Here is a 15,118-nt window from a genome sequence, read left to right on the forward strand (position 1 = left end):
CCAACCGAAAAGACTTTCCACCACCATCCCATGCGGGAAGTGGTCGTATCCGGTATTAGACCCAGTTTCCCGGGCTTATCCCAGAGTCGGGGGCAGGTTACTCACGTGTTACTCACCCGTTCGCCGCTCGAGTACCCCGAAGGGCCTTTCCGCTCGACTTGCATGTGTTAAGCACGCCGCCAGCGTTCGTCCTGAGCCAGGATCAAACTCTCCAAACAATGTTTGAAAGGTTTTCCCGACTGAAAGCACCCGACTCGCGTCGGATGTATCAACCAAAGGAATCCGTCCCCCACCGAAGGCGGGTTGGACGGGGTTGTGCTTCATGCACTGGCTTTTAACACACTGTTGAGTTCTCAAGAAACGGACGCGTTCTCCGTCGCCGTGACCGTGGTCCCGACTTCAGGGCGTTCCATTCCGTGTTCCCATCCTACCAGATCCGCCCGGTCCGTGTCAAACTGTCGCTTTTCGCTTCAGCCGACCCGAACCCGCCGAATCCGTTAGGATGTCGACCGCTCCGTCTCCGGAGCAACCCTTCTAACTTACTCTGACATCCGGCTCTTGTCCAATCGTGCGGACAGGCCCGGATCTCCGGGTTAGATCGAAGGGAGGTGCTGAGCAGTTCGCCGACCTGGAGACCTTCTGGCTTCCGGGGCTCGTTGCCCTGCAGAAGGAACAGTACCAGGACTCTCGTGTCACAGAGACAACTTGCCAACCATTCCCGGGGCTCGCGCGTCCCAAACCGGACGGCGCAAGCAGACAACAAGCCATCCGCAATCGACTCTGGATACGAAGTAGGCACGAGGGTCAGGATCCTGACTCCACCGTGGAGGTGAGCACCATGACCCGCTCGGAGTTCGACGACATCCGCGCGCACATCGACGCGGAGGCCGATCACCCCGGTGACCTGATCAGGGTCGCCAGGTCTCTGTTGAGCGACCTTGAAGACGCACGGATGCGCGAGGCGACACTTCGCGCCTACTACCTGCGTCTTCTCACAGCGGCTCGGGCGACTGTCGCCGCTGAGGCGGCCGGCTACCCGGAACCGCTTACCTTCCTCACCGACGAGCTCGGCAAGCGAGGCCAGCTCCCGGCGACCCAGGACGAGGTGAACCGGATCCTGGCCGACGCGCACACCGCGGCCGCGCTGCTGGCCTGTCTGGAGCAGGCTCCCATCGCGGCGGCCGGTAAAGGAGCCCGTGCCCGCAGGTGCGCGGGTACAAGCCGTAGCCTCCCCCGATGAGGCGTTCCGCGTCATTGACCTGGTCTTGAAGCAAGATCTGTAAGACTTCGGACATGTGGCAGCGGAGACTGGATTGGGCTGCGACGGTCTTCGTGGGCGTCTTCGGCGTCCTGTGGATCGGCGTCGTGACGTTCGCCGCCTTCGACGCGTCGATGTGGTCGCGGATCGGGCAGGCCCTCTTCGGGGCCTTCCTGGTGGGCTGGTCCCTGCACAAGGCGGGCCTGTTGCTGCGCCGTACCCTCTCAAAGGTCACGGCGTGGCATCGCGGGATCGGGGCCTGACGGTCAGAAACCGGTCCGGAAGGAGCGCAGTTCGTCGGCGACCTCCTGGCACGGGGTGCCGAGGTCGAACCGGCTCAGGAGGAAGATCTCCTCACCGGTGTCGATCTCCAGTAGCCCCGTCCGCGAGGCGAAGCGGGTCCGCGTGTCCACCCGGATCCGCTCGACCTCGCTCCACGGCAGCCGCCGCGAGCCGGCGAACCCCTTCACCACCGCCAGTCCCTCGCTGTCGGCGCTGAGCCGTACCGGGGCCAGGACGTCACGCAGGGCCAGCGCGGCCATTATCACGGTCGCCGCGCCCGCCAGGATCACCCCGCGCGGATCGCCGACGCTCAGTACGGTGGCCACCGCGAAAACGAGCGCCCCCACGCCTTTCAGGACGAGGAGGTCGCGGCGCACGCGCCAACGCAGAACCGGTCCGGACATGTCATCCACACTGGCACGCTAACCGCTCGGGGCCGGATACGTGTGGCGGCGCCGTACCGGGACGTCGACCGCGCTCAGCCCTTGGGCACGTACGGTGGCGCCACGCCCCAGCCCCAGTGCGGCACCGGCGCGTGGGCGATCGGGGCGGCACCGGGCTGGGAGTTGGCGAACGCCAGGCGCGTCCCCCACTCGATGTAGCCGAGGAACGCCGCACGGAACTCCGGGTCTCCGGGGAGATCGGCCTCGTCGGCGGCGTCCAGGAGAAGGCTCACCCAACGGCGGCGCTGCGGTTCGGTGATGCCCTTGCCGAGGTGCTGGGACAGCATGTGGGGATATCCCCCGCGTTCGCGCGTGTAGCGGTCCGGACCGCCGAAGACCTCGCCGAGCCACATCGCCACATATCGGGGGTGGCCGGGGTCCATCCCCGCGAAGAGCGGCCCGATGAGGTCGTCCTCCATCACGTGGCCGTAGAAGATCTCGGTGAGCCGCTCGAGGGCCTCCGCCCCGCCGGCCCAGTCGTACAGCGTCGGCACCGCGGCGCCCTGGCCCCGGATTCCGGTGGGCGCGTAGTGACGCATCTCCTCGATGTCGGAGACGTAGGGCCGGATCTCGGCGAAGAAGGCCGCGAAGTGCGGGCCGCCCCTGAACCCCTGGAGGTGGTCCTCGGCGGAGGACCACGTGATCCGCAGGATGTAGCAGGCGGGTTCCTCGACGCATCGGGTGAGTTCGTAGTCCACGCACTGGGGGGCGCTCGCGAGTGGCGCGGCGGCGCGCCGGTACGCGGCCTCGAACTCGGCTGACCGCTCGGCGGGGACGCGATAGCGGATGTATTCGACGATCATTGGTCCATCCTTTCGTGACAGATGCAACCTATGCGTCGATGTAATCATGTAATTGATGTTGGGCGCATCTGGGCGCTCCAGAAAATCTTGAATGACCTGGGAAATGACGAAGGCCCTGATCTCTGAGAGATCAGGGCCTTCGTTACAGTAGCGGGGACAGGATTTGAACCTGCGACCTCTGGGTTATGAGCCCAGCGAGCTACCGAGCTGCTCCACCCCGCGTCGGTGTGTGTCTAAAGACTACCGGGCCCCGGCGATGGAGTGCAAATTGATTGCGCAACATGGAAAACCGGATCAACGCGGAAGGCCCGGCCACCATGGAGAACCGGATCGAGACCGGAAGGCCCCGCCGCTCCGGGGAGCCGGATCGGCTCGGGGAGCCCGCCGTCTGACGCGGAAGGTCCCGTGGCCCCAGGGAGCCCGCTCAACGCAGAAGGACCGGATCTCCGAGGAGATCCGGTCCTTCTGTTCAGTAGCGGGGACAGGATTTGAACCTGCGACCTCTGGGTTATGAGCCCAGCGAGCTACCGAGCTGCTCCACCCCGCGTCGGTGTGTGTCTAAAGACTACCCGGCTTTGGCGGTGGAAGCGAATCAGACGGCTCGCTGGGGCCCGTGAGCCCCTATGGACTCGGTGAGGACGTCGGTGTCGCCGCTGGTGTGGGGCTTCCGGAAGGGGCCGGGGTCGGGCTCTGCGAAGGGACCGGAGTGGCCGTGGCCGACGGGACCGCGACGCCCTTCAACTTCTCCAGGGCCTTCTCCAGCTCCTTCTGCGCCTCGCCGTACGCGGTCCAGTCCGGCGGGTTCTTCGCCAGAGCTCCCTGCGCCTTCTCGTAGGCCTGCTGCGCCTCGCTGATCACCTGGCTCAGTGCGGTGCTCGGCTGGGCGGGCGTGTTCGGCTTGGTGACATCGGGCTTGGCCGGCTGAGCCGCGCCCGCTCCGAAGACCTGCTGCAGGGCGGCTTCCAGCGTGTCGGCGGAGCCGACCTTGTCTCCGTAGGAGACCAGGACCCGGCGGAGGATCGGATACGGCTCCTGGCCGGAGGCCGCGGCGATCTCCACGTAGACCGGTTCGACGTAGACCAGCCCGTTGGCGAACGGCAGGGTCAGCAGGTTGCCGTAGCGGACCTTCGCCTGGCCGAGGCCGAGCAGGTTGAGCTCGCCGGAGAACTTGTTCTGGAAGTTGTTCTGCACCTGGCCGGGGCCGGGGATCGTGGTGTTGGAGGGCATCCGCAGGATGCGGAGCTTTCCGTAGTCCGCTCCCGGGGTGGCGTCCACGGCCATGAACGCCGCCAGGTTCGGACCCTGGCGCGGCACGAACGTGGTGGTCAGCGAGAACGTCGGGGCCGTCGTGTCGGGCATCTTGACCGACAGGTAGTACGGCGGCTGCTTGACGTCGCGCTCGCCCGACGACGGGTCGTTCGGGACGTTCCAGAAGTCCTGACCGCTGTAGAAGGCGTTCGGGTCCTCGATGTGGTAGCGGGACAGCACGTCACGCTGGACCTTGAACAGCGCCTCCGGGTAGCGCAGATGCTGCTTGAGGCCGTCGCCCATCTCGCTCTGCGGCTTGATGATGCCGGGGAAGGCCTTGCGCCAGGTCTGCAGGATCGGATCCGTCTCGTCCCAGGCGTACAGGTTGACGGTGCCGTCGTAGGCGTCGACCGTGGCCTTGACCGCGTTGCGCATGTAGTTGATCTGGTCGCGCGGCTGCTGCACCACCAGGCGCGGGTCGGTGGCGGTGTCCCGCGTCATCGCCTCCAGGCTCCGGCTGTCGGAGTAGGGGTAGGCGTTGGAGGTGGTGTAGGCGTCGGCGATCCAGACCACCCTGCCGTCGACGATCGCCGGGTAGGGGTTGTCGTCCAGGCTCAGGAACGGCGCGACCTTGGCGATGCGGTCCAGCGGGTTGCGCTCGTAGAGGATCTTCGACTTGTCGTTGATGTCGCTCGACAGCAGCAGGTTCTTCTCGCCGTACTTGGCCGCGTAGAGAACCCGGTTGAGGAACGAGCCGACCGGGACGCCGCCCTTGCCGACGTAGGTGGTGTTCTGCTGGCCGGTGCCGCCGCTCTCCGGGTAGTCGAGCTCCTGCTTCTTGTCACCGCCCACCACGACGTACTCGGGCGCTGTCGGGGACTCGCCGAAGTAGATCCGCGACTCCTTCAGCCCCGTCCGCTGCACCAGGGGGCCGGTCACCGGCATGTCCTTGGCGTCGAAGTTGGGCAGGCCCTGCGAGTCGACCTCGTTGCCCGGCGCGGCCACGAAGCCGTAGCCGTGGGTGTAGACCAGGTGCCGGTTGATCCAGTTGTCCTGCTCGCGCGGCGGGCCGGTGAGCTCTCGCACCGCCACCACGGTGTCGCGCAGCTTGCCCGACTCATCCGGGTAGCGGTCGACGTCGAGCGGGTCATGGAAGTCGTAGTAGCCGCGAATACGCTGCTTCTGCTGGTAGGTCTTGGCGACCAGGTTGGGGTCGAGCAGCCGCACGCCCGAGATCGAACTGTCGGCGGTGACGTTGACCTTGCTGGCGTCACCCTGCGCCGTGTAGTCGGTGACCTCGGATTTGTCGACGCCGTAGGCCTTCCTGGTGGCGTCGATGTTGCGCTTGATGTAGACCTGTTCCTTGTCCTGCTGGTTCGGCTTGACCTGGAACTGCTCGACCAGGGCCGGGTAGACCCCGCCGATCAGGATGGCCGAGAGCACCAGCAGGCCGAAGGAGACGCCGGGCAGCATGCCGCCGGGCCGTACGACTCCGGCGAAGAACAGGGCGGCGCAGATGAGGGCGATGATCGCCAGGATGGTCTTGGCCGGTAGCACGGCGTTGACGTCGGTGTAGGACGCCCCGTACGCGAAGCCCCGGTCGGAGAAGACCAGTCCGTACCGGTCGATCCAGTAGGCGACCGCCTTCAGCAGCACGAACACGCCGAGCAGCACCGACAGGTGCACCCGGGCGGCCCGTGAGGCGTGCACGCCCGGCGACTGGAGCCGGAAGCCGCCGTACAGGTAGTGGACGACCGCCGCCATGATGGCCGACAGCACCACCGCGGCGAACAGGAAGTTCAGCACCATCCGCAGGAACGGGTAGGTGAACATGAAGAACGACACGTCCATGCCGAACAGCGCGTCGGTCTCCTTGAACGGCGTGGCGTTGGTGAACTCCAACCAGGTCTTCCACTGGCTGGAGAACGACGAGCCGGCGAACAGGGCGAGCACGGCGACGCCGATCAGGAAGATCAGCTTGCGGTGCGGGTCGAGGGCCATCCGGTAGCGGTCGGCGCCGCTGGCGCCGCCGAACATCCCCGGGCCGAACATCGGCCGCATCCGGTAGGCCAGCAGCATGTTGCCGCCCACGAGGCCGACCATCAGCACGGCGCCCACGATGAAGAGCAGGATCTGTGTGACGATCACGCCGGAGAAGACCGCCGTGTAGTTCACCGAGTCGTACCAGAGGTAGTCGGTGAAGATACCGGCGAAGAGGAAGAACAACGCAACGAGCGCGACGATGGCGATCGCGACAGGAAGTAGCAGTCGTGGCCGGCGGGGCAAGCGCATTGCCCTACCGGCTCCGGGGGTCCGGAAGCTCAAGGCCAACCCCTTGTCGTAAGAGCACGGTCCGTGTTTGAAAACCTACACCGGCAGGGGTTCCGTCGTGCTCAGCCGCTTGGCCACGGTCCGGCCACAACCCCCACAGGTCTCGGGTCCACCACTGTCAACGTACGAGACGCCGGATCAGTGCCCGGACGCCTGGTCGGTGTGCTCGGGCGCCGATCCCCCGCTCCGTTCACCGGCGCACCGGTCACGGTCCGCGTCCACGCTCAAGCCGTCAGCCGACGGGGCAGTTCGGCGTGGTGCCGGAGCCGGTGCGGACCGCGTCGATCGCCTGCACCGCGTCGTGGAGCGTTTCGATCTTGACCAGCTTGAGGCCGTCGGGGATGGCCTTCGTCGCCTCGGCGCAGTTGTCGGCCGGGGTGAGGAAGACCGTGGCCCCGGCCCTGCGGGCGCCCACCATCTTCTGCTGGATGCCGCCGATCGGGCCGACCGTGCCCTCCGGGGTGATCGTCCCGGTACCGGCGATCGCCTTGCCCCCGGTCATCGCCCCCGGGGTGAGCTTGTCCATGATGCCGAGGGAGAACATCATCCCCGCGCTCGGCCCGCCGACGTCGCCGACGTTGATCCGCACCTTGAACGGGAACTTGTACTTGATCTGCATGGTGATGCCCACGATGGGCGTGCCGTCCTTGGCCGCGACAGTCGGGACCGCCACGGTCCTGCTCTGCTCGCCGCGGTTGACGGTGAAGGTGACCGCCTCGCCGGCCTTGTGCTTGCGGACCGCCGCGGAGACGGTCTCGCGGTCGGCCGCGGGCACCCCGTCCACCGAGACGATCTCGTCGCCGGCCTTGAACTTCCCGTCGGCCGGCAGGCCCTTCTGGACGGAGGCCACGCTCACGACCGAGTTGTAGGGGATCTTCAACTCGGTCAGCGCCGCCGCGGTCGCGTCATCCTGGGAGTTGGTCATCTCCTGGGTGTTCTGCTGCTCGACCTCCTCCGCCGTGCTCGTCGGCGGGAAGATGGTCTCTTCCGGCACGACCGCGACGGTCGGGTCGACCCAGCCCCTGAGCGCGCTGAACAGGTCGATCCTGTTGCCCGGCCCTCCCTGGTAGGCCACGGTGACGAGGCTGAGCTTGCCCGAGGTCGGGTAGGTCTGGTGTCCCTCGATGCTGATCACCGGCTTGCCCTTGACGTCGCCGATGGTGTTCTCGGTCGGTCCGGGGCTCAGGACGACGTACGGGACCGGCAGCAGGGCGCCGACGACGCCGAGCATGAGCGTGAGGAAGCCGGCCACCATCAAGGTCAGCGCTCGTCGGGACATGGGGGAAGCCTATGCCGTGTGACCGGTCATGGAGCTGTGCGTACGCGTCGTCATATTCCAGATCGTACGGCTTGTGCCCGATCTCACTCGCAGGCCCCGACCCATTCGGCCGAACCGTCGGTGAAAAGCTGGTTCTTCCAGATCGGCACCTCGCTCTTGAGGTCGTCGATCAGCTGCCGGGAGGCCGCGAACGCCTCGGCCCGGTGGGGGCAGGCGACCGCCACGATGACCGCGATGTCACCGAGCTCGAGGTCGCCGACCCGGTGCACCGCGGCCAGGGCGGTCACCGGGAAGTCCGCGGCGACCTTCTCGGCCACCCGGCGCAGCTCGTCCTCGGCGCTGGGGTGCGCCGAATAGGACAGCCGCGTAACCGGCTTGCCGTGGTCCTGCTCACGCACCGTGCCGACGAAGATCGTGGTGCCGCCCGCGGCGTGGCCACCGACGGCGGAGTACACCTCGTCGACGGAGAGCGCACTGTTGCGAATACCCAGCAAACGGATGACGGTCACGCCAGAGAGCGTACCTCCCCGGGAAACGAGCCCTCCGTGCCCGGCAGGACGTCCACACCTGGCCCCCCGTGCCGCCCGCCCCGGGAGAGCGGGTCCCCGGGGCGTGAGCCGTGCCCCGGGACTCAGACGCGACGCTTCTTGCGGGCGGCGCGGACGATCGCGGCGGTGCCGAGGACCGCGACGGTCGCGCCGGCGGCGGTGATCGTCGCCTCCTTGCCGGACAGGCGGCGGCCGACGACCGTGTGCCTGCCCTCGCGCAGTTCCAGGAGCTGTTCGAAGGCGGCCTCGTTGCTCCACAGCGGTTTCCAGCCGGCCGCGCGCAGGGCCGAGCAGTCGACCACCCACGGATAGACGACGTAGTGCAGGTCGGTCGCCGGGGCCGGGGTGACGCCCAGCCGGTGCAGGCGCTGGGCGGTGCCGAAGGTCAGCCCGGGCGGCAGCTCGAACCGGCGCAGGCCGGAGAGCTCCTCCACCTGGTCCTGCTCCAGCCAGCCGTCGCTCCCGACGGCCACCACCCCGGAGACCGTGCCGAGCGCGGCCAGCTCCAGCGCCGAGACCAGGTCGTCCACGTGGCAGAACTGCCACCGCGGACTGCATCCTTTGACGCTGAGCAGTCTGGGTGCCTCGAAGTGGCGGGTCACCACGCTGTCCACGCCCGGGCCGACCACGGCGGCCGGGCGTACCACGGTCACCTCCAGGCCGGGATGGCTGCGCAGCGAGCGCCGGACCAGCGCCTCGATCTCCAGATGGTCGCCGACCATGCCGGTGTCGGGTTCGGCGGCCACCGGGGAGTCCTCGGGCAGCGGGACGGGGTTGTCGGGCGCCGCGCCGTACACCATGGCGCTGGTGACCAGCACGACGCGGCGCACCCGGGCGGCGGCGCTGGCGGTGAGCACCGTCTGGGCGGCCCGCAGGTTGTAGGCGCGTCGCTCTCCGGAGTCGGCGTCGAGCGCGTAGTCACCCCCCAGATGAACGAGCACGTCGATGTCGGAGATCCGGTTCGCCAAGAGCGGATCTCGGACGTCGAGCACCCGCCAGGTGACGTCGGTCACGTCGCCGCGCTGCTCGTCGATGGCCACGACCCTGCGGAAATCCGCAGACGAGGCGACCTTCGCGAGGAAGGCGCGGCCGATTCCCGAGGCCGCGCCGGTGACGGCGACGACCGGGGGTCGGAGGCGTTTTGAGGTAGGCACCATGTCCTCACTTTGCACTGACCCGCCATGCGACGGATAACGTGGCGGATGTGGACTCCTCCATCCTGCACGAGGTAGAGCGGTGACTGACTTGCCAGGTCGGGAAAACGACCCCAACGAGAATCCGTTCGCCATGTTCGGCGACCCGGAGCAGATCGCAGCGGCCATGCGCCAGTTCGCAGACATGCTCTCCGCGCCGCCGAGCTCCGGTCCCGTCAACTGGGACATGGCGAAGAGCATCGCACGGCACGTCGTGGCCGCCGAAGGCGACCCGAGTGTCATGGAAGGCGAGCGGCGTCAGATCGTGGACGCCCTCAACCTCGCCGACCTGTGGCTGAACGAGGCGACCGCGCTTCCGAGCGGGGTGAGCAACCCGCAAGCGTGGAGCCGGTCGGAATGGATCGAGAAGACCGTTCCCGTCTGGCGGCAGCTCTGCGACCCGATCGCGGCCCGCATGGTCGAGACCATGAGCGGCACCCTCGGCGCCGCGGGCCTGCCCGCCGAGGCCCAGGCCATGGCGGGGCCGCTGATGGGCATGATGAAACAGATGGGCGGCATGATGGTCGGCCAGCAGATCGGCCAGGCCATCGGCTCGCTCGCCCGCGAGGTGATCGGCTCCTCCGACATCGGCCTTCCGCTGTCCGACAACGCCGCCCTGCTGCCCGGCGGCATCGCCGCGTTCAGCGAGGGTCTGGAGACGCCCGGCGAGGAGATCCGGCTGTATCTGGCCCTCCGCGAGGCGGCCCACCACCGGCTGTTCCAGCACGTGCCGTGGCTGCGCTCGCATCTGCTCGGCGCGGTCGAGGAGTACGCCAGGGGCATCACGGTGGACGTCTCCGCCCTGGAGGAGCAGCTCCGCGGGCTGGACATGAACAACCCCGAGCAGCTCCAGCAGGCGCTGAGCGGCGGCAACCTCCTCAAGCCCGAGGAGACCGACCGGCAGAAGGCCGCCCTGGCGCGGCTGGAGACCATGCTCGCCCTGGTCGAGGGCTGGGTCGGCACGGTCGTGGACGGCGCCGCCGCCGGCAAGCTGCCCTCGTCGGCGGCGCTGGCGGAGACCGTACGGCGCCGCAGGGCGACCGGTGGTCCCGCCGAGCAGACCTTCGCCACGCTCGTCGGCCTGGAGCTGCGCCCCCGCCGGCTGCGCGAGGCGGCGGCCCTGTGGCAGGCGCTGGAGGCCGACCGCGGCGTCGACGGCCGGGACGCAGTCTGGGGCCACCCCGACCTGATGCCCACCGCCGACGATCTCGGCAACCCCGAGGGCTTCGTCCGCGGAGAGCCCGAGTTCGACCTGTCCGGTCTGGAGGCGTCCCTGCGGGAGGAGCCTCCCGCAGAGGACGACGAGGACGGCAAGGGCGACGGGAAGGGCGACGCGGGGTGAGCCTGCGCGCGCACGCGCAGAGCGTGCTCGCGGCCTGGGTCGCGCCGACGGCGCAGGAGGAGCTCCTGCGCGAGGAGTTCCTGGGGCACGTGGACGCCCATGAGGACGCGATGTGGCGCGAGTGCGTGCCGGGCCACCTGACGGCCACGACCGCGGTGCTCTCCCACGACGGCGAGAGGGTGCTGCTCACGCTGCACCCCAAGGCCGGGATGTGGCTGCCCATGGGCGGCCACTGCGAGCGCGGCGACGACTCGCTGGAGGCCACGGCGCTGCGGGAGGCCACCGAGGAGTCCGGCATCCCCGGCCTGCGGCTGCTGCCCGGCCCGCTCGCCCTTGACCGGCACCGGGTCTGGTGCCACCCGCCGCACAGCCACCACCTGGACGTGGAGTACGGCGCGGTCGCCCCGGCCGATGTCGAGGCCGTGATCAGCGACGAGTCGCTCGACCTGCGCTGGTTCCCGGTGGAGGAGATCCCCGAGCTCTCCGACGAGGCGACCCGCCGGTTGGCGCGCCGCGCGCGAGAGGTTCTGCGCTCCTCCTAGCCGGGGCGTTTTACGCTCGTCTCACGCCCCCTTGGTTATCGTCCCGCTCACTGGCGCGACGAGCGGGACGGGGCATCGTGAGCGTGGACATCACAGCCGACAGGGACGTGGGCGGCGCCATCGTGACACCGCCGCGCCGCCGTCGGAGGGTTCCCCTGGCTCTCGCCTGGGCGGTGGTCACCCCGTTCGCCGCCTGGGCCGTGGCCAGGGTGGCCGGGCTGGAGCAGGGGGCCCTGGTCACCCAGATCATGACCGGCACGCCGTACGTGGCGGCGGGCTCGCTCCTCCCCGTGGTTCTGGCCGCGCTGGCCCGCAACCGGGCGGTCACGGCCGTCGCGCTGGTCACCGCGGCGGCGCTCGGCTCCAGCGTTCTGCCCAGGGCCATCGGCTCCTCGGAGGCCGCCGGGACGCCGCTGCGGGTGCTGACCCTCAACATGTTGTTCGGCGGGGCCGAACCCGAGACCGTGACGGCCCTGGTCCGGCGGCTGAGGCCGGACGTGCTGAGCACGCAGGAGCTGACCCCGGAGATGGTCGAGAAGCTGGACGCGGCCGGCCTCCGGGAGCTGCTGCCGCACCGCCTGCTGGCCCCGGACCCGGGTGCGAGCGGCAGCGGCCTGTACGCCCGGTATCCGATGGAGCCGCTGGAGGGCATGTTCCGGCCGGTCGGGCACAACATGCCCGCCGCCACGATCACCCTGCCCGGTGTCAAGCCCGTCGAGATCGTCGACGTCCACCCCTACGCGCCGATGGAGGAGCACATACGCGAATGGACGACGGCGCTGGAGGCCTTCCCCCCGGCCGTCCCCGACAGGATCCGCATCCTCGCCGGTGACTTCAACGCCAGCCTCGACCACGCCGTCATGCGCCGCTTCCTGAGCCGGGGGTACGCGGACTCGGCCGACCGGGCGGGCGAGGGGCTGACGCCCACCTGGCCCGCCAACAAGCGGATCCCGCCGCTCATCACCATCGATCACGTGGTGGTGGACCAGCGGGTGCAGGTGAACGGGGTCAGCGTCCACACCGTCCCCGGCACCGACCACCGGGCCGTGTTCGCCGACCTGCGCCTGCCCGCGTCCTGACGCGGCTCCGGGAGCGGCGCCCGGCCGTCGGCCCGCCCCTGCCCTGACGCGGTCCAGCCCTGGAGGCCGGTCCGGGACATCCGTCCGGGGCCGGCCGCTCACGCCGAGAGCAGCGCCCGGGTGTTGTCCCAGCCTTCCAGGCCGGGGTCCAGCCGTGCGAGGTCGTCGGGGGTGCGCAGGCGGTGCCAGCCCGGCCCGGTGGCGACGGTCCGGGGCCCGGGCGCCGCGGCGCGCAGCGCCTTGACCGGGTCGTGCTCGTCGAAGCCCGTCCCGGCCCAGTCGGGGTAGGGCAGGTGGGCGGCTATCGCCACGGCGCCGCCGTCGGCGGCCGGGCAGACGGCCACCCGTGCCCGGCCGAGCTGGCGGAAGAGCTTGCCGATCAGCAGGGGAGGCAGGTCGGGGGCGTCGCCGCTCAGCAGGACCGCCTGCCCGCCGTACGGCAGTGCCGCGAAGGCGGCTCTGACCAGGGCTTCCCCGGACAGGTCGGGGATCTCGACGACCGGGGTCCCCGGCCAGACGATCTCCTCCATCCCCGGCACGCTCGTCACCAGGACCGGCGAGACGAAATCGAGCCCGGCGACGAGCTCGTAGGTGTCCTCGGCAACGGCCGTCAGGAACGCGGCGGCGTCGACGCCCGGTGGGGTCGCTCCCGCGATCGAGGGGGTGACGACAACCGCCACCAGTCGTTCTTCCGTCAACATTCCTCCGCGGCGCCGTTGGCCGCCATGGAGAATCCCTCAAGGAACCCTCGTGCCCGCTCGGCCTTGGGATAGTGTTCCACCAGCGCCCAGAAGCGGGGACCGTGGCTGGGCACCAGCAGGTGCACGAGCTCGTGCATGATCACGTAGTCGACCACCCACGAGGGCATGCCCCGCAGCCGTGTGGAGAGCCTGATGGTTCCGTGATCGGGGGTGCAGGAGCCCCAGCGGTGCTGCTGGTTGTCCACCCATCGCACGCTGGAGGGCATCGCCCTGCCGTCCAGATAGCGCGAGGACAGCTCGCTGGCCCGTTCGAGCAGGTCGTCGTCCGAGGGGCGTCTGCGCTGCTCCTTGGCCGCGAGCCGGTCGAGCATCCGCCGTACCCATTGCTCCTCATCGGTGCTGCTCAATCCTGCGGGAAGCAGCACGATCGTTTTCTCGCCGTCGCGGTACGCGGAAACCGTCCGCCGGCGACGAGAACTTCGACGGACCTCGACTGTCTCGGGGGGCACATATGAACGGTAGCCGAGAATGACGAATTCACACCAGAGGGCAGAAGACGTTCTGGCTGGTCAATCCCCGTTCGTTGATTGTTCAGCGAGACCGATCGGTTATGGCGGCGACTTATCGAATTAACCTGGATATCGCCTGTCTCAGGAGTTGCCGAATCGCGGGGCCCGCCGTTCTCTCTGTGCCGCCAGCCCTTCAAGCATGTCGGCTGAGGTCATGGTGACCGGCTGGGCGAGGGACTCCCAGCGCAGAGCGGCGTCGAGGTCTGCGTGCCCGCCGCCCGCGAGGGCGACCTTGGTGAGCCGGGTGGCGATGGGCGCGTTGGCGGCGATCCCGGACGCGGTCTCCAGCACCTCCGCCATCAGGCTCTCGCGAGGGAACGCCCTGGTGACCAGCCCCGCCGACGCCGCCTCGGCGCCCCGCATCGTCCTTCCGGTCAGCAGCATCTCCCTGGCCACCCCCACCCCGGCGACGCGGGGCAGCAGATAGGTGGCCGCCATTCCGGGGTGCAGGCCGAGCGAGGTGAAGGGGACGGCGAGCCTGGCCTCGTCGGCGGCGTAGACCAGGTCGCAGGAGAGGGCGAAGCAGAGCCCGGCCCCGACCGCAGCGCCGTTGACCGCGGCGATGGTCGGCACCTCCAGGTCCGCGATCGCCAGCCAGGTGCGGTAGAAGCCGAGCATCCTGTCACGCAGGTCGGGCACGCTCTCGACGCCGCGCTCGGCGAGCCAGGACAGGTCGCCCCCGGCGCAGAACGCGCTCCCGGCGCCGGTGACCACCACGCACCGCACGTCGCGGTCCCGGCGCAGGTCGGTGATCGCCTGCCGCCACTGCTCGGTCATCCCGTCGGTCATCGCGTTGCGCCGGTCGGGGCGGTTCAGGGTGAGCACCACGACGCCGTCGTCCCGCCGGTCGATCAAGAGCTCGTTCATGCGGCGAGCGTAATGCACGACGGATCCGCGTCCAGGGGACACGGGGGCCGTCCCGCCCGCGAGGGACGCGGAGGCCGTCCGTCCGCCCACAGGGGGCGCGGGAGTTATCCACAGGCGACGGGAAACCCGCTCGGGATCTTGTGAGGGCGTGGGATCTTGCGGGAGCCGGCGCGCTGACACGCCCCTCGACCGGCACGCTCCCAGGAAAGGCAGGCTATGAGACCACGTCTGAAGCCCGCGCTGCGCAGGGTCGCGCGCGACGAGCGCACCCTGCAGTTCGGTCTGCATCCCCGGCACGCGGTGCTGCTGGCCGATCTCGAACCCGAGGTCCGCCGCTGGGTCGAGAGCCTGGACGGCGTACGGGACCTCCCCGGCGTGCTGGCGGCCGCGGCCGAGGCGGGGATCGGGGAGGATCACGGCAAGACCCTGCTCGACCTCCTGGTCAGCCGGGGTGTGGTGGACGACGCCGGGGTGCCGCCCGGCCCGCTGCGCACGCTCACGATGGCCGCGCGGGACCGGCTCCAGCCCGACCTGGACGCGCTCTCCCTCTCCCCCGGCACGACCGACGGCGGGCTCGCGACGCTGGAGCGCAGGCGCGCCGCCCAGGTGCGGGTGTACGGGGCGGGCAGGGTG

The 15,118-nt window shown here is 69.4% G+C and carries 14 protein-coding genes, 2 tRNA genes, 1 rRNA gene and 1 pseudogene; 6 read left to right on the top strand and 12 right to left on the bottom strand.

The window, feature by feature from the left end:
* Positions 1-218: ribosomal RNA gene (locus CA984_RS34820) — 16S ribosomal RNA — on the bottom strand; the annotation flags it as partial.
* A 620-nt stretch (positions 219-838) separates the two neighbouring features.
* On the opposite strand from CA984_RS34820, the gene CA984_RS34825 reads away from it, so the two are divergent.
* Positions 839-1,240, top strand: a complete 402-nt coding sequence (locus CA984_RS34825) for a hypothetical protein (RefSeq protein ID WP_086577691.1) — start codon at positions 839-841, stop codon at positions 1,238-1,240.
* A 53-nt stretch (positions 1,241-1,293) separates the two neighbouring features.
* Positions 1,294-1,521 carry a hypothetical protein gene (locus CA984_RS34830; RefSeq protein ID WP_086577679.1) on the top strand — a complete coding sequence of 76 codons (228 nt, stop codon included), beginning with the start codon at positions 1,294-1,296 and terminating at the stop codon, positions 1,519-1,521.
* Positions 1,522-1,524: 3 nt separating this feature from the next.
* Here the strand turns inward: CA984_RS34830 and CA984_RS34835 are convergent, their stop codons facing one another.
* From CA984_RS34835 to CA984_RS34870, 8 genes are all read right to left on the bottom strand, one after another.
* Entirely contained in the window at positions 1,525-1,944 is a 420-nt protein-coding gene (locus CA984_RS34835) for a PH domain-containing protein (protein ID WP_086577680.1), read from the bottom strand.
* 74 nt (positions 1,945-2,018) lie between these two features.
* Positions 2,019-2,786, bottom strand: a complete 768-nt coding sequence (locus tag CA984_RS34840; RefSeq protein ID WP_086577681.1) for a group II truncated hemoglobin — start codon at positions 2,784-2,786, stop codon at positions 2,019-2,021.
* Positions 2,787-2,934: 148 nt separating this feature from the next.
* A tRNA-Met gene (locus CA984_RS34845) sits at positions 2,935-3,008 on the bottom strand.
* A gap of 251 nt (positions 3,009-3,259) precedes the next feature.
* Positions 3,260-3,333, bottom strand: a tRNA-Met gene (locus tag CA984_RS34850).
* Between the two features lie 74 nt (positions 3,334-3,407).
* Positions 3,408-6,326 carry a UPF0182 family protein gene (locus CA984_RS34855; protein ID WP_242676336.1) on the bottom strand — a complete coding sequence of 973 codons (2,919 nt, stop codon included), beginning with the start codon at positions 6,324-6,326 and terminating at the stop codon, positions 3,408-3,410.
* A 271-nt stretch (positions 6,327-6,597) separates the two neighbouring features.
* On the bottom strand, positions 6,598-7,644 hold the full coding sequence (locus CA984_RS34860; protein ID WP_086577683.1) for a YlbL family protein: 1,047 nt from the start codon (positions 7,642-7,644) through the stop codon (positions 6,598-6,600).
* Between the two features lie 83 nt (positions 7,645-7,727).
* Entirely contained in the window at positions 7,728-8,153 is a 426-nt protein-coding gene (locus CA984_RS34865; protein ID WP_086577684.1) for a molybdenum cofactor biosynthesis protein MoaE, read from the bottom strand.
* Between the two features lie 122 nt (positions 8,154-8,275).
* On the bottom strand, positions 8,276-9,349 hold the full coding sequence (locus CA984_RS34870) for an NAD-dependent epimerase/dehydratase family protein (RefSeq protein ID WP_086577685.1): 1,074 nt from the start codon (positions 9,347-9,349) through the stop codon (positions 8,276-8,278).
* A gap of 79 nt (positions 9,350-9,428) precedes the next feature.
* Here CA984_RS34870 and CA984_RS34875 point away from each other — a divergent pair, with 79 nt between their 5' ends.
* From CA984_RS34875 to CA984_RS34885, 3 genes are all read left to right on the top strand, one after another.
* Entirely contained in the window at positions 9,429-10,727 is a 1,299-nt protein-coding gene (locus CA984_RS34875) for a zinc-dependent metalloprotease (protein ID WP_086577686.1), read from the top strand.
* A complete protein-coding gene (locus tag CA984_RS34880; RefSeq protein WP_086577687.1) occupies positions 10,724-11,269 on the top strand; it encodes an NUDIX hydrolase in 546 nt (181 codons plus the stop codon). Before CA984_RS34875 ends, CA984_RS34880 begins: the two co-directional genes overlap by 4 nt.
* Positions 11,270-11,352: 83 nt before the next feature.
* On the top strand, positions 11,353-12,348 hold the full coding sequence (locus CA984_RS34885; protein WP_242676337.1) for an endonuclease/exonuclease/phosphatase family protein: 996 nt from the start codon (positions 11,353-11,355) through the stop codon (positions 12,346-12,348).
* A gap of 98 nt (positions 12,349-12,446) precedes the next feature.
* On the opposite strand, the gene CA984_RS34890 is transcribed toward CA984_RS34885, so the two are convergent.
* From CA984_RS34890 to CA984_RS34900, 3 genes are all read right to left on the bottom strand, one after another.
* Positions 12,447-13,028 carry a DUF2064 domain-containing protein gene (locus CA984_RS34890; RefSeq protein ID WP_242676338.1) on the bottom strand — a complete coding sequence of 194 codons (582 nt, stop codon included), beginning with the start codon at positions 13,026-13,028 and terminating at the stop codon, positions 12,447-12,449.
* Positions 13,029-13,042: 14 nt separating this feature from the next.
* Positions 13,043-13,558 (bottom strand): M48 metallopeptidase family protein, encoded by a 516-nt coding sequence (locus CA984_RS34895; protein WP_012894728.1) that lies wholly within the window; start codon positions 13,556-13,558, stop codon positions 13,043-13,045.
* Positions 13,559-13,699: 141 nt separating this feature from the next.
* A complete protein-coding gene (locus CA984_RS34900) occupies positions 13,700-14,485 on the bottom strand; it encodes an enoyl-CoA hydratase/isomerase family protein (RefSeq protein ID WP_086577690.1) in 786 nt (261 codons plus the stop codon).
* Between the two features lie 216 nt (positions 14,486-14,701).
* Between CA984_RS34900 and CA984_RS34905 the strand changes: the two are divergent.
* Positions 14,702-15,118: pseudogene (locus CA984_RS34905) on the top strand (ThiF family adenylyltransferase); the annotation flags it as partial.

Source organism: Streptosporangium minutum, from assembly GCF_002149035.1.
Taxonomy (GTDB): Bacteria; Actinomycetota; Actinomycetes; order Streptosporangiales; family Streptosporangiaceae; genus Streptosporangium; species Streptosporangium minutum.